This is a genomic window from Streptomyces sp. NPDC002206, assembly GCF_053593595.1.
In genome coordinates, this window is the sequence record NZ_JBSFCW010000022.1 from 12645 (window position 1) to 25727 (window position 13083).

The following is a 13083-nucleotide window of genomic DNA, read 5'->3' on the forward strand; positions in this document are numbered from 1 at the left end:
CCATCGTGTGTGTAACGGGTCTCCCCCGGGTGTGTGCGGGGCTCCCCCGCGCCGTGCGCGGCTTTACGAAACGTTGACCCCGAAGTCTAGAGCGATGCCTCGCAGCCCCGACGCGTACCCCTGTCCCACCGCACGGAACTTCCATTCGCCGTTGTACCGGTAGAGCTCGCCGAAGATCATCGCGGTCTCCGTCGAGGCGTCCTCACTGAGGTCGTAGCGCGCGAGTTCCTGGCCGTCCGCCTGGTTCACCACACGGATGAACGCATTGCTGACCTGGCCGAAAGTCTGCCCGCGGTTGTCGGCCTCATGGATCGAGACCGGGAAAACGATCTTGTCGCAGTGGGCGGGCACCTGGGTGAGATTCACGATGACCGACTCGTCGTCGCCCTCGCCCTCACCGGTGAGATTGTCGCCCGTGTGCTCCACGGAGCCGTCGGGGCTCGTGAGGTTGTTGTAGAAGACGAACCACTCGTCGCCCAGCACCCGGCCCGACTGGCACAGCAGCGCGCTGGCGTCGAGGTCGAAGTCGGCTCCGGTGGTGGATCGCGCGTCCCAGCCGAGGCCGACGAGCACCTGGGTGAGGTTGGGTGCGGCCTTGGAGAGGGAGACATTGCCTCCCTTGGCGAGCGTGACGCCCATGGTGTGTGTCCTCCCCGAGTCGATGAACCGTCTGTCAGTGACCGTCTATCGATGAACCGACCGTCGACGGACCGTCTGTTGTGCGCGTCCGGCGCCGCACTGGGTGCGGCGCCGGACGGGGACGTGCTGGACGTGGCCCGGGCAGTGCCTTCGCAGGCGCCGCCCGGTCACGCCTTCTGGGCCGTGCTCAGACGTTGACGCCGAAGTCCTGCGCGATGCCGCGCAGGCCCGAGGCGTAACCCTGACCGATGGCACGGAACTTCCACTCCGCACCGTTGCGGTACAACTCGCCGAAGACCATGGCGGTCTCCGTCGAGGCGTCCTCGCTCAGGTCGTACCGCGCGAGCTCGCTGTTGTCGGCCTGGTTGACCACGCGGATGTACGCGTTGCGCACCTGGCCGAAGCTCTGCTGGCGGGACTCGGCCTCATAGATCGAGACCGGGAAGACGATCTTGTCGACATCGGCCGGAACGCCGGCCAGGTTCACCTTGATGACCTCGTCGTCGCCCTCGCCCTCACCGGTGAGGTTGTCACCGGTGTGCTCGACGGAGCCGTCGGGGCTCTTGAGGTTGTTGAAGAAGACGAAATTCCCGTCGTTGCCGACCTTGCCCGCCACGTTCGTCAGCAGGGCGCTGGCGTCGAGGTCGAAATCTCCGCCGGTGGTGGTACGGGCATCCCAGCCGAGACCGACGATGACCGCGGTCAGGTTGGGCGCGGCCTTGGTCAGCGAGACGTTGCCGCCCTTGCTGAGGCTGACTCCCACGAGTCCTCCCATTGGTTTCATTAGAGGCCGACAGGTGCCGGCGCCTCCATCGTGCGTTGGCATCGGATCAACGAGTGGATCCTAGTGACCGGTTCCCGGCCAAAACAGGCTTTTGGCCGGGAGGCCGGGAGATCGCCCGGATCGTCGCCGGAAGACCCGCCGGATCCGGATCAGATCGCGTCGAGGGCCTTGATGTAGTCGTTGAGGTCGCGCGCGTCGGGCAGGCCGTTGACGACGGTCCAGCGCACCACGCCCTCCTTGTCGATGATGAAGGTGCCGCGCACCGCACAGCCCTTCTCCTCGTCGAAGACGCCGTAGGCCCGCGAGGTCTCGCCGTGCGGCCAGAAGTCCGAGACCAGCGGGTACTCGAGGCCCTCCTGCTCGGCGAAGACACGGAGGGTGTGGATGGAGTCGTTGGAGACGGCGAGGAGCTGCGTGTCGTCGTTCTCGAACTTCGGCAGCTCGTCGCGGAGGGCGCAGAGCTCACCCGTGCACACGCCGGTGAAGGCGAACGGGTAGAACAGCAGGACCACGTTCTTCTCGCCGCGGAAGTCGGAGAGCTTCACGGTCCGGCCGTGATTGTCCTTGAGCTCGAAATCCGGGGCCTTGGTGCCGACCTCGATCGCCATGGATACGCGTCCCTTCACTGCTTCACCGGGCTGGGCTGTCCGGGTGGACTCCCACCCTACGCAGAGCCCTCCCGCAGGGACCTGGGCGGGCCACGCGCCGCCCACGTACCGGTGCCTGCGGGCCCGCTCCCGGGCATACGAAGGCCCCCGCCGGTGCACGACCGGCGGGGGCCTCGTGGTGAGTGCGGTTCAGCGCTTGGCTTTGGCCGACTTCGGGGTGACAAGACGGCTGCCCGTCCAGTCCTTGCCCGCATTGATGCTCTTGGTCTGGGAAAGACCGGCTGTCTGTGCAGCCTCGTTGATGTCGCTCGGTTCGACGTATCCCTCGCGGCCGGTCTTCGGCGTCATCAGCCAGACCGCACCGCCGTCCTCGATCAGACCAATGGCATCCACCAGCGCGTCCGTAAGGTCGCCGTCCTCGTCGCGGAACCAGAGCAGAACGACGTCAGCGACGTCGTCGTAGTCCTCATCGACGAGTTCCTGGCCGGTAGTGGCCTCAATGCCCTCACGGAGCTCCTGCTCGACGTCGTCGTCGTAGCCGATCTCCTGGACCACCTGTCCGGGCTCGAACCCCAGCCGTGCAGCCGAGTTGGTCCGTTCCTCCGCGTGGTCCGCGGTCGCGCTCACGGGTTGCCTCCTGATCATGTTTCGGAAAATGCTTCAGCCACGCGCGTGCGCGGGGCGTTGGCCGTAGTCCACACGGGCGCGGCGGATCGCGCAAGTACCCAGCGTGCGAGACCGCCTAAACGGTGACGTTCCCTGCCACGTCGCCGCACGATCGGCATGTCCCTTGCGGGGCCCGGCGCTGCCGTCCGCACCCTTTACGTGCTTGAACAGCATTACGTCCTTGAACAGCTTATGCCGTTTCGGTCCGCCAATCGGTGTCGAACAGCCTTTGGGAACGCTTGGACGGGTTGGGCGTATGGTTGCGGTTTGGTCCCACCCGTCTGCCGCACCGTCCTCGCGTACCGGACGTGATGTCTCACAACCTGACGGTTACCCCTGGGTAGAGATGACGTTTGCGTCCTCGCGGTACACGATGGTGATGACGTACATGCATACATCCCGGGGGCATGCCTCCCGTTATCAGGCCCCGTAGAGCACCACCGAACAGCGAAGGAACAGCGTGGCTTCCGGATCCGATCGCAACCCGATCATCATTGGCGGCCTTCCGAGCCAGGTCCCGGACTTCGATCCCGAAGAGACCCAGGAATGGCTCGACTCCCTCGACGCCGCCGTCGACGAGCGCGGCCGTGAGCGGGCCCGCTATCTGATGCTCCGGCTCATCGAGCGCGCGCGCGAGAAGCGTGTCGCCGTGCCGGAGATGCGCAGCACGGACTACGTGAACACGATCGCCACGAAGGACGAGCCGTTCTTCCCCGGCGACGAGGAGATCGAGCGCAAGGTCCTCAACGCGACGCGCTGGAACGCGGCCGTGATGGTGTCGCGCGCCCAGCGCCCGGGGATCGGCGTCGGCGGCCACATCGCCACGTTCGCCTCCTCCGCCTCGCTGTACGACGTGGGCTTCAACCACTTCTTCCGGGGCAAGGACGACGGCCTCGGCGGCGACCAGATCTTCTTCCAGGGGCACGCCTCCCCCGGTATCTACGCCCGCGCGTTCCTCCTCGACCGGCTGAGCGAGGCGCAGCTCGACGCCTTCCGCCAGGAGAAGTCGAAGGCGCCGAACGGCCTGTCCAGCTACCCGCACCCGCGGCTGATGCCGGACTTCTGGGAGTTCCCGACCGTCTCGATGGGCCTCGGTCCGCTGGGCGCGATCTACCAGGCCCGGATGAACCGGTACATGGAGGCGCGCGGCATCGCCGACACCTCCCAGTCGCACGTCTGGGCCTACCTCGGTGACGGCGAGATGGACGAGCCCGAGTCGCTCGGCCAGCTCTCCATCGCCGCCCGTGAGGGCCTGGACAACCTGACCTTCGTGGTCAACTGCAACCTGCAGCGCCTCGACGGCCCGGTGCGCGGCAACGGCAAGATCATCCAGGAACTGGAGTCGCAGTTCCGCGGTGCCGGCTGGAATGTCATCAAGCTGGTCTGGGACCGCTCCTGGGACCCGCTGCTGGCGCAGGACCGCACGGGCATCCTGGTCAACAAGCTGAACACCACGCCGGACGGCCAGTTCCAGACGTACGCCACCGAGTCCGGCTCGTACATCCGTGAGCACTTCTTCGGGGACGACCCGCGGCTGCGCGACATGGTCAAGGACATGACCGACGACCAGATCCTGCACCTGGGCCGCGGCGGACACGACCACAAGAAGGTCTACGCGGCGTACGCGGCGGCCAAGGCCCACAAGGGCCAGCCGACGGTGATCCTCGCGCAGACGGTCAAGGGCTGGACGCTCGGACCGAACTTCGAGGGCCGCAACGCGACCCACCAGATGAAGAAGCTCACGGTCGAGGACCTCAAGCGGTTCCGCGACCGGCTGCACATCCCGATCACGGACAAGCAGCTGGACGAGGGCTACCCGCCGTACTACCACCCGGGCCGCGACTCGGAAGAGATCCAGTACATGCACGACCGCCGCAAGGGTCTGGGCGGCTATGTGCCGACCCGTGTGGTGCGCGCGAAGCCTCTGGTCCTCCCCGAGGACAAGACGTACGCGACCGCGAAGAAGGGTTCGGGCCAGCAGTCGATCGCCACGACCATGGCGTTCGTCCGCATCCTGAAGGACCTCATGCGGGACAAGGAGATCGGCAAGCGTTTCGTGCTGATCGCGCCCGACGAGTACCGCACCTTCGGCATGGACGCGTTCTTCCCGAGCGCGAAGATCTACAACCCGCTGGGGCAGCAGTACGAGGCGGTGGACCGCGATCTGTTGCTCGCGTACAAGGAGTCGCCGACCGGTCAGATGCTGCACGACGGCATCTCCGAGGCCGGCTGCACGGCGTCGCTGATCGCCGCGGGTTCGGCGTACGCCACGCACGGCGAGCCGCTGATCCCGGTGTACGTCTTCTACTCGATGTTCGGTTTCCAGCGCACCGGTGACCAGTTCTGGCAGATGGCCGACCAGCTCGCGCGCGGCTTCGTACTGGGTGCGACCGCGGGCCGCACGACGCTGACCGGTGAGGGTCTGCAGCACGCGGACGGCCACTCGCAGCTGCTCGCCTCGACGAACCCGGGCTGCGTCGCGTACGACCCGGCCTTCGGGTACGAGATCGCGCACATCGTCAAGGACGGTCTGCGCCGGATGTACGGCGAGAACAGCGAGGACGTCTTCTACTACCTCACCGTCTACAACGAGCCGATCCAGCACCCCGCCGAACCGGAGAACGTGGACGTCGAGGGCATCCTCAAGGGTGTCTACCGCTTCAAGAGCGGCGAGCGGGGCATGATCCCGGCCCAGATCATGGCGTCCGGTGTGGCGGTCCCGTGGGCGGTCGAGGCGCAGCAGATCCTCGCCGACGAGTGGAGCGTCAAGGCGGACGTCTGGTCGGCGACCTCCTGGAACGAGCTGCGCCGCGAGGCCGTGGAGGTGGAGCAGTACAACCTGCTGCACCCGGAGGAGGAGCTGCGTGTCCCGTACGTCACGCAGAAGCTCTCCGGCTCCGAGGGCCCGTTCGTGGCGGTCTCGGACTGGATGCGTTCGGTGCCGGACCAGATCGCACGCTGGGTGCCGGGCGCGTACCAGTCGCTGGGTGCGGACGGCTTCGGCTTCGCCGACACCCGTGGCGCGGCCCGCCGGTTCTTCCACATCGACGCGCAGTCGATCGTCCTCGCGGTGCTCACCGAGCTCGCAAAGGAGGGCCGGATCGACCGTTCGGTGCTGAAGACGGCGATCGACCGGTACGAGCTCCTGGATGTGGCCGCGGCCGAGCCCGGCGCGGCCGGCGGCGACGCGTAGGCACGACCGGCGGACGAGCCGAGTCGAAGGGCGGCGGACCTCTCGGTCCGCCGCCCTTCGGCATTCTCCGGTCGGTTCCCCGTTCGGCTCTGCGGTCAGTTCTCCCAGATCTTGAATGCCCTGACCTGGTACGGGGACTGCGGCACCCAGGTCCCGCTGCCCGGATACGTCTCGAACTCGCCGGTCTCGGCGCACTCCGCGGACTGGTAGGTGGTGACGGGACGGCCGGTGCGGTTGGCGAGCGCCTGGGCCTTGCTGCCCGGCGGCAGCGGGACACAGCTCTCGATGTCGGTGCCGGACAGTTCATGGATCTGCCGGGCGCCGGTGAAGTCCGGCTTCGCCCAGAAGCAGAGCTGACCGCTCTCGCATGTCCCGAGGCGGACCGGCGCCGCGTGCGCGGCCGGTGCGGTCTGTGACGCCGAAACGGCCGGCGGGATCAGGGCGGTGGCGGTCAGTACGGCGGCAACAACGGTCGTACGCATATCAATCAACCCCCGTGGTGGTGCGGATCAGTTGCACGCACCCTGACCTGCGGGGCAGCTTCACCGGAAGGGGCTCCGGACCACACCACCCGGATAGGCGACAGCCCCGCCGGAGAGGTCCGGCGGGGCTGTCGTATGCGCTGTGTTGACGCTCGGGCGTCATCGGCGCGATGGGCCGGCGAGGACCGGCAGCGGGGTCAGATGTGGCCTGCGCCCGCGCCTGCCTCGGCGTTCTCACCGCGCTTGGTGAGCGTGGCGACCAGCGCCGCGACCACCGCGACGATGCCGGCGACCATGAACGCGGTGCTCATGCCGGACACGAACGTGTCATGTGCGACGCTCGTGATCTTCTCCACGACCGGCGCGGGCACGCCGGATCCCACCGGCGGAATGCCGACCTCGACGGCCGAGGACGCCTGGTCCAGCTGCTGGGGCGAGAGCGGTGGAAGCTTCGCGTCCGCCCAGTTGCCGGCGAGGTGGGAGTCGACCTGGGAGGCCATGACCGCGCCCAGCACCGCCGTACCGAGACTGCCGCCGACCTGCATGGAGGCCTGCTGCAGACCGCCCGCGACACCGGAGAGCTCCATCGGGGCGTTGCCCACGATGACCTCGGTGGCGCCGACCATCACCGGGGCGAGGCCGAGGCCGAGCAGACCGAACCAGATGGACATCGTCGCCGTGCCGGTGCCGGTGTCCAGCTGCGACATCCCGAACATGGCGACCGCGGTGCACACCATGCCGCCGACGAGCGGGACGCGCGGGCCGAACTTGGTGATCAGCACGCCCGCGAGCGGGGAGCCGACGATCATCATGCCGGTCAGCGGCAGCAGGTGCAGACCCGCGTCGACGGCCTTCATGCCGTGCACGTTCTGCAGGTAGAAGGTGACGAAGAACAGTCCGCCCAGGAAGGCGAATGCCATCAGCACCATCAGGACCACACCCGCGGACAGCGGCACCGAGCGGAACATCGCCAGCGGGATCAGCGGTTCCCTGACGTTCTTCTGCGAGAAGGCGAACACCGCGAACAGGCCCACGGCGGCCACCAGGAAGGCGACCGTCTTGAAGTCGCCCCAGCCCCACTCGGCACCCTTGATGAGGGCCCAGATCAGGCAGAACATCGCCTGCGACAGCAGCACGATGCCGCCGATGTCGAAGGAGCGCGGGGCGTTCTCGGCCCGGTGGTCCTTGAGGATCACCACGCCGAGCAGGAGTGCGATCACACCGACCGGCACGTTGATGAAGAAGACGGACTGCCAGCTGACGTGCTCGACGAGCACACCGCCGAGGATCGGGCCGCCCGCGGTCGAGGCACCGATGACCATGCCCCAGATACCGATCGCCATGTTCAGCTTCTCGGCCGGGAAAGTGGCGCGCAGCAGGCCGAGCGCGGCCGGCATCAGCAGGGCGCCGAAGAGGCCCTGCAGCACCCGGAACGTGATCACCAGGGCCACGCTGTCGGAGAGGCCGATGGCCCCCGAGGCCGCGGCGAAGCCCACGACCCCGATCAGGAAGGTCTGGCGGTGGCCGAACCGGTCACCGAGCTTGCCCGCGGTGATCAGGGAGACCGCGAGTGCGAGCATGTAGCCATTGGTGATCCACTGGACCTGGGCGAGCGAGGCGCCCAGGTCCTGCTGGATGGCGGGGTTGGCGATCGCGACGATCGTGCCGTCGAGCGCGACCATCATCACGCCGATGGCCACGGAGAAGAGCGTCAGCCAGGGGTGGCCGCGCAGCCCCTTGGCCGGGGCGGGAGCGAGGGTGTCCTGCGGCTCCCGCGACGCCTTTTCTACGGTGGTCTGACTAGTCATGCCCGGGAGATTAGTGTCAGTCGCTGACAGTTGACAAACCATTTCACAAGTCGGTAACTGTCTCGTAGCTCACAGGTTCACCGAGTTGGACAAAATACCAGAAAGAGGACCAGTTCAGTGACCGACGGGCAGCGAGCCGTGGAGCATCCGACCGGGCTGCGCGAGCGCAAGAAGCGACGCACCCGGGACGCCTTGCTGCATGCCGCTCTCGAGCTCTTCACCACCCAGGGGTACGAGGAGACCACCGTCGACGAGATCGTCGACGCCGTCGACGTCTCCCAGCGCACCTTCTTCCGCTACTTCGCCAGCAAGGAGGAGACCACCTTCGCCGTCCAGGAGATGGTGGAGTCGCGTTTCCTCTCGGAGCTGCGCCAACGACCTGCCGCGGAAAGCCCGTTCGAAGCCATGCGCAGCGCGGTGCTGTGCGCCTGGGACAGCATCGGCGAGGCGATCGAGGAACTCGTCACGGTCGAACTCCACATGCGTACGTACCGGATGATCGAGTCGACCCCCTCCCTGCTCGCGGCCCATCTGCGCCGCAGCATCGATCTGGAGAACCAGATCGCCGAGGTGATCGCCGCGCGCGAGGGTCTCGACATCGAGACGGACCCGCGGCCGCGGGTCGCCGTCGCCGCATTCTCGGGGGTGATGCGGGTGACCGGGCAGCTGTGGGGGCAGGGGCGGGAGACCAGCGTCGACTCGCTGCGGACGCTGACCGAGACCTACCTGGACCATCTCGGAGCGGCGCTCGCGGGGAACTGGCGCACACCGGTCGAACGGACGGCCGAGACACCTCACACCTCCACGGGGTAGTTCCGCACCCCGATGTGCCGAATACCTCAAAGAGGAAGATGACGGACTTCACAACAGCCGTGCCACGACTGCCACATGCGGCGTCCGCGAGGCGTGGGAGTTCGCCGGAGCGTGCGCGACGCGGCCACGGAGCGTAAGGAAGCGCCCCTCCAATTCCCCATCGGCGGGTGACGTGCGTCACCCGCTTCACAGCTGCCGTCGCGCGTCTCCTAATGTGGGCGGCAGTGACTTCCTTCGACTCCTCCCCCACGCTCACCGCATGGCGCGCACTTCTCGCCGTCGCGGTCGTGTTTGTGATGCTGGCGACCACAGGCTGGACCGCCGTACGTCACCAACGCTCCGACGAGCCACGCGACATCGCACTCACCTCCTGGGCGCGGGGCCGGATAGCGGGTCACCCCCTGCCGGACGTCGATGCATCCCCGTACCGGCTGGCCCATTTCTTCGCCTCGCTCACCGCCGCGCAGCGCACCGCTCTCGCCGACAAGTACCCCTTGGTCGTCGGCAATCTGAACGGCGCCCCGGTCACCCTGCGCTACCACGCCAACCGGCGGGCCCTGGTGCAGGCGCGGGCGGTCGAGCAGCAGCGCATGCACGACGTCCGGCTCTCCCCCGACGGCCGCAGCGACGCGCTCCGTCGGATGGAGCGCTTCCGGTCGATGCTTGCCCACGGCCGGCACTTCCTGGCCTTCGACCCGTCCGGGAAGGGCCACGCCGCCGAGGTGTTCGGCGACCTCGACAAGGCCGAGCGGGTCTCGCTGGTCGTGCCCGGTGTCGACACCAGCCTGCTGACGCTGGAGCGGACCGGGCCCAAGGTCAACGCCGCACCCGTCGGCATGGCGAAGTCGCTGTACGCGGCGGAGCGCGCCGCGAGCCCCGGCACCCGGACCGCCGTCATCGCCTGGGCCGACTACACCGCGCCCGCCGGCATCGGGATGGACGCGGCCCTGGGGAACCTCGCCCGGCGCGGGGCCGTCCGGCTCACCGCGCTGGTCGACGCCCTGCCCGGCACGTCGAAGATCTCGTTGTTCTGCCACAGCTACGGCTCCGTGCTGTGCGGTGTCGCCGCCAACGAACTGCCGTCCAGAGTCGCCGACATCGCGGTCGCGGGCAGCCCCGGCATGCGGGCGAAGAACGCCGCGCAGCTCCACACCACGGCCGATGTCTGGGCGATGCGGGACCGCGACGACTGGATCCAGGACGTGCCGAACATGGAGGTCGGCGGGCTCGGCCACGGCGCGGATCCGGTGGACCGCGGCTTCGGTGCGCGCATCCTCTCGGCGGGCGACGCGATCGGACACAGCGGCTACTTCGAGCCGGGCACCGAGAGCCTCAGCAACTTCGCCGCCATCGGCGTCGGTGCATACGGTTCGGTGACCTGTGCGAGCGCCGACAGCGCCTGTCGCGACGGAATTTCCGGCAGCGAGGTCGTCTGACGCGCGTAGAGCACCGCAACCGCCGGTGAATTGCGGTCCGCTCGGAGGGGGGACGTGCGGACGAGTGCCGCATACGATGAGGCACATGGGTGATGTGCTGGCCGGAATTCATGCCACCTGGGAGTTCGACACCGACTCCGTGCTCATCCGCTTCGAACGGGGAATCCGCACGCCGAAGCTCTTTCAGAGCCTGCGTGAACGCCGCATCCCGCACGCGGCGTTGTCGTCGGTGACACTGACCCCGGGCAAGCGAGGCACGGTGGTTCTGCATGCGGTGCCGAGACCCGGTGCCGATCCACTGCTGGAGGCCGCGGCCGGGCAGCTGAAGGACGGCAGCGATCCGTACCGGCTGGTGCTGCCCGCAGAACGCGAGACGCTCGCCGAGTACTACGCGGACGAGCTGCGCGCGCTGCTCGGCCCGGGCGCGGCGGAGCCCGCCGAAAGGTTCCTGGTCGCGGCCCCCGAGGCGCCGATGCACTTCAAGGCGTACGACGGCAGGGCCAGCTTCGACGGGCACCGGATCTCCTTCCGGTGGTTCTGGACGGGTGCCTCCACGGCGAAGTGGAAGGCGGGCGACCAGACGTTCCCGGTCGGCGAGCTGAGCGGGGTCGAGTGGCGCTCGCCGGAAGCCTTCGACGGCTATCTGCGGCTGGTGCCACGGGGCGCTCGGAGCACGGACGCCGGGGCGGGCACGGGCCTGTCTCCCGTTGCGGGCAACGGTGCGGCGGTGCTCCGTACGGACACTGCGCCACCCGGTCCGCAGGCGCCGGCCCCACGGCCCACCCAGGCCGACCAGGACCCGGCCGCGGTGATCTTCGGGCTCGGCTACGGCCCGGTGCACGAGTCGCTGCCGTTCGCCGCCGCCGTACTGGAGTCCGTGCGCAGGAAACAGTCCACGCCCGTCGCCGTGCCGGCGAGTGCGGTGCGGCGTGATCCGGCGGACATCGCCGAGCGGATCCGGCATCTCGGGGAGCTGCACCAGGCGGGTCTGGTGACGGACGACGAGTTCAGGGCCAAGAAGGCCCAGCTGCTCGCGGAGCTGTAGCCGGACGGACGGGAGAAGACCAGCCCGTCCGGCACTTACGGAGAGAACGGGTCCAGGGCCGCTCCGGACCTCCGGAAACGGCTACTCGCGCGCCGCCGATGTCGAGCTCATGTCCGGGTAGCGGTCGCCCGCCACCTGGCCGGCGACCGGCTCCAGCACGGCCAGTTCCTCCGGCGTGAGGGTGAGCCGGGTCGCCCCGACGTTCTCCAGCAGCCGGCTGCGCCTGCGGGTGCCGGGGATCGGAACCACGGTCAGACCGTGCACCTCGGCGCGCTGCTGCACCCAGGCGAGCGCCACCTGCGCGGCCGTCGCCCCGTGCGCCGCCGCGATCTTGTGGACGGGTTCCAGGAGGGCGGCGTTCGTCTTCGCGTTGTCGCCGGTGAAGCGGGGCTGGTACCGACGGAAGTCGCCCTTGGACAGGTCCTTGGCGGCGTCGGCGAACGCCCCGGTCAGGAAGCCGCGGCCGAGCGGCGAGTAGGGCACGAAGGTGACCCCGAGTTCGACCGCCGCGGCCACGGCGCTGCGCTCGACGTCCCGGCTGAAGAGCGACCACTCCGACTGCAGGGCGGCGATCGGGTGCACCGCGTACGCCTCACGCAGCTCCGCGCCGGTCACCTCGCTCAGCCCGAGCTGCTTGACCTTGCCCTGCTGCACGAGCTCGGCCATCGCGCCGACGGACTCGGCCAGCGGCACGGAGGGGTCGCGACGGTGCATGTAGTACAGGTCGATGACGTCGGTGTTCAGTCGGCGCAGGCTGTCCTCGACGGCCTGGCGGATGTACGCGGGGTCGTTGCGCACCGCCCGGTACTGCGGGTCGTCGTCCTTGCGCTCGATGGCGAACTTCGTGGCGAGCGTGATCTCGTCCCGGTGCGCCCCGACGAACGGGGCGAGGAACGTCTCGTTGGCACCGCTGCCGTAGATGTCCGCGGTGTCGAAGAGCGTGACGCCCGCCTCCAGTGCGGCCTCCAGGGTGTCCCGGGCGGCCGCTTCGTCGGTGTCCCCGTAGAACTCGCTCATGCCCATGCAGCCGAGTCCCTGGACGCCCACCTGCGGGCCGCCGTTGCCGAGCTCCACAGTTGCGATCTTGTTGTCGGTCATCAGGTTCAAGGCCTTTCCGACGCCCGCCGGGCGCCCGCATAAAAGTCGATCTTGTAATCGAGGACGGCGAGGGTGTCCTGGAGCTCCGCGATCCGCGTCTTCACATCGCGGCGGGTCGCCTCCAGCAGCTCCTGCCGCTCCTCGAAGGTGTGCTCGCCCTCGCGCAGCAGCTCCGCGTACCTGACCATGTGGGCGACCGGCATCCCGGTCAGCCGCAGCTTGCCCACGAAAGCAAGCCAGTCCAGATCGCGATTGGTGAACCGGCGCTGGCCGGTGTGCGACCGGTCGACGTGCGGCATCAGGCCGATCCGCTCGTACCAGCGCAGAGTGTGTGCGGTGAGCCCGGTGAAGGCTGCGACCTCGCTGATGGTGTAGCGGTCCTGGCCCTCGGGGCGTGGATGCGCCCGTGGAGCCGATGCACAGGCGTCGGTCGTCGCGGTAGTGCTCTCCATCACCGTCATGACCTCCACGCTAGAACCTTGGAGTGCACTCGAAGCAAGCGCCATCAGCA

At 68.4% G+C, this 13083-nt stretch carries 12 protein-coding genes; 4 read left to right on the top strand and 8 right to left on the bottom strand.

Annotation, left to right across the window (positions count from 1 at the left end):
* Positions 1-63: 63 nt before the first annotated feature.
* The 4 genes from ACWCP8_RS29365 to ACWCP8_RS29380 all read right to left on the bottom strand — a co-directional run bounded on the left by ACWCP8_RS29365 (position 64) and on the right by ACWCP8_RS29380 (position 2658).
* A complete protein-coding gene (locus tag ACWCP8_RS29365; protein WP_266733268.1) occupies positions 64-639 on the bottom strand; it encodes a TerD family protein in 576 nt (191 codons plus the stop codon).
* 187 nt (positions 640-826) lie between these two features.
* On the bottom strand, positions 827-1402 hold the full coding sequence (locus ACWCP8_RS29370) for a TerD family protein (protein WP_352261913.1): 576 nt from the start codon (positions 1400-1402) through the stop codon (positions 827-829).
* A 170-nt stretch (positions 1403-1572) separates the two neighbouring features.
* Positions 1573-2031, bottom strand: coding sequence for a peroxiredoxin (locus tag ACWCP8_RS29375; RefSeq protein ID WP_277326039.1), 459 nt, complete (start codon positions 2029-2031; stop codon positions 1573-1575).
* Positions 2032-2220: 189 nt separating this feature from the next.
* Positions 2221-2658: a DUF3052 domain-containing protein gene (locus ACWCP8_RS29380; RefSeq protein ID WP_030925917.1), complete on the bottom strand. Its 438-nt coding sequence runs from the start codon at positions 2656-2658 to the stop codon at positions 2221-2223.
* Positions 2659-3157: 499 nt separating this feature from the next.
* Here ACWCP8_RS29380 and aceE point away from each other — a divergent pair, with 499 nt between their 5' ends.
* Positions 3158-5890: a pyruvate dehydrogenase (acetyl-transferring), homodimeric type gene (aceE, locus tag ACWCP8_RS29385; protein WP_352261915.1), complete on the top strand. Its 2733-nt coding sequence runs from the start codon at positions 3158-3160 to the stop codon at positions 5888-5890.
* Between the two features lie 95 nt (positions 5891-5985).
* Here the strand turns inward: aceE and ACWCP8_RS29390 are convergent, their stop codons facing one another.
* Together ACWCP8_RS29390 and ACWCP8_RS29395 are read right to left on the bottom strand one after the other, a co-directional pair.
* Complete coding sequence (locus tag ACWCP8_RS29390; protein ID WP_352261917.1) at positions 5986-6372, bottom strand: peptidase inhibitor family I36 protein; 387 nt, start codon at positions 6370-6372, stop codon at positions 5986-5988.
* 197 nt (positions 6373-6569) lie between these two features.
* Positions 6570-8180 carry an MFS transporter gene (locus ACWCP8_RS29395; protein WP_451119103.1) on the bottom strand — a complete coding sequence of 537 codons (1611 nt, stop codon included), beginning with the start codon at positions 8178-8180 and terminating at the stop codon, positions 6570-6572.
* Between the two features lie 117 nt (positions 8181-8297).
* Between ACWCP8_RS29395 and ACWCP8_RS29400 the strand changes: the two genes are divergently transcribed.
* The 3 genes from ACWCP8_RS29400 (at position 8298) to ACWCP8_RS29410 (ending at position 11474) form a co-directional block, all read left to right on the top strand.
* Positions 8298-8993: a TetR/AcrR family transcriptional regulator gene (locus ACWCP8_RS29400; RefSeq protein WP_356001095.1), complete on the top strand. Its 696-nt coding sequence runs from the start codon at positions 8298-8300 to the stop codon at positions 8991-8993.
* A 224-nt stretch (positions 8994-9217) separates the two neighbouring features.
* On the top strand, positions 9218-10429 hold the full coding sequence (locus tag ACWCP8_RS29405) for an alpha/beta hydrolase (protein ID WP_451119105.1): 1212 nt from the start codon (positions 9218-9220) through the stop codon (positions 10427-10429).
* 85 nt (positions 10430-10514) lie between these two features.
* Entirely contained in the window at positions 10515-11474 is a 960-nt protein-coding gene (locus ACWCP8_RS29410) for a DUF4429 domain-containing protein (protein WP_451119107.1), read from the top strand.
* Positions 11475-11555: 81 nt separating this feature from the next.
* On the opposite strand, the gene ACWCP8_RS29415 is transcribed toward ACWCP8_RS29410, so the two are convergent.
* Together ACWCP8_RS29415 and ACWCP8_RS29420 are read right to left on the bottom strand one after the other, a co-directional pair.
* Positions 11556-12572 (bottom strand): aldo/keto reductase, encoded by a 1017-nt coding sequence (locus ACWCP8_RS29415; protein WP_352261926.1) that lies wholly within the window; start codon positions 12570-12572, stop codon positions 11556-11558.
* Positions 12573-12577: 5 nt separating this feature from the next.
* Complete coding sequence (locus tag ACWCP8_RS29420) at positions 12578-13033, bottom strand: MerR family transcriptional regulator (RefSeq protein WP_030925902.1); 456 nt, start codon at positions 13031-13033, stop codon at positions 12578-12580.
* Positions 13034-13083: the final 50 nt, after the last annotated feature.